Genomic DNA, 1,345 nt, shown 5'->3' on the forward strand with positions numbered 1-1,345 from the left:
GTTTTTTTCTATAATTAATGTGTTTAAATCGTCTAATTGTCTTTTTTCGAAAATAGTAGCTTCTTTGTCTAAAAGTTCAGAAAGTTCTATATCAATTGTTTTTAAATCTTTTATTTGCCCTTTCTTTAGATTTTTATGATTGTTGTTTACATGTTTGTAGCTTGCTCTAGAAATATAACTAATAGATTGTGCAGCATCTTGCAAATACCCCAATACCATAATGTAAAATCTACTTGCTTGTACAGAAGTTTCATCTAAAGATTTTATAAAATAGAATACGCCATCTTTTAAATCATCAATCTCATCATTTAACTTTTTAACATGCTTTTCTGTTTTACGTAGTTTATTTAAGTCGTGATTTGCTAAATCATTAACAACATGTGTATATAACTTGCTAACACGATTTATAACCTCAGAAATATGGTCTGCACTTTCTTCTATAACACCATTAATGGTGATTAACTCTGCCCTTTCTAAGTAGGTTTTCTTTTTTACTTCGTTGGTTTTTTTTCTGTGTTTTATGGTATTTCTACCAATTAAAACAGCAACCAAGATTAATAGTGCTGGTATTGCAGCAATGTGTAAACTAATAAGATATGCAATTACACCAGCAGCAGTAAACGCAATAATTGCAGTTAAAAACCAACCACCAATTACATTTAATACACCAGCAACTCTATAAACAGCACTCTCACGTCCCCAAGCTCTGTCTGCTAAAGAAGTACCCATTGCTACCATAAACGTAACATAAGTAGTAGAAAGAGGTAATTTCATAGAAGTTGCTATAGAAATTAAAACACTTGCCATTATTAAATTTACAGACGCTCTCACCAAATCAAAGGCAGGCATTTCATATGTTTTGTCTTTTGGTAGTTTTAAAACAGGCTTCTCAAACTTAGAGTTTATAAATTGCTGTGTTTTTTCTGGAATGATAAAAGTAATTCCCTTATTTAAAAACATTGAAGCTCTAACAACTACTCTAGAAATATTATTTGGTTGAAATTTCTCATGTCCTTCTCCTTGTCTAGAAAGATTAATACCTGTTTCTATAACAGATTTGGCTTTAGAAGACGTCCATAACGTAACCACCATAATTGCACCTGCTAAAAGTAATAACCAAATGTTAGAAGGTACTTTTTTTGCCAAACTGCCCATAGAAAATAATTCTGGATTGATGCCAGAAACGCTCCAAGCTTCATAAGAGTTTAAAGCAGCAATTGGCACACCTATAAAGTTTACCAAGTCGTTACCAGCAAAAGCCATTGCTAAAGAAAAGGTACCTACACCAATTATTAAAACTAAAATATTTACTTTTAAAAAACGTATTAAAAGATAGCATAAGGCT

General features: G+C 31.3%; 1 protein-coding gene. It reads right to left on the reverse strand.

Annotation, left to right across the window (positions count from 1 at the left end; all coding sequences use genetic code 11):
* The coding region (locus tag ACTG3S_RS07340) for an inorganic phosphate transporter (protein ID WP_439128707.1) at nucleotides 1–1,345 on the reverse strand (1,345 nt) is incomplete at both ends.

It is taken from the genome of Polaribacter sp. (genome assembly GCF_965656025.1).
Lineage (GTDB): Bacteria > Bacteroidota > Bacteroidia > Flavobacteriales > Flavobacteriaceae > Polaribacter.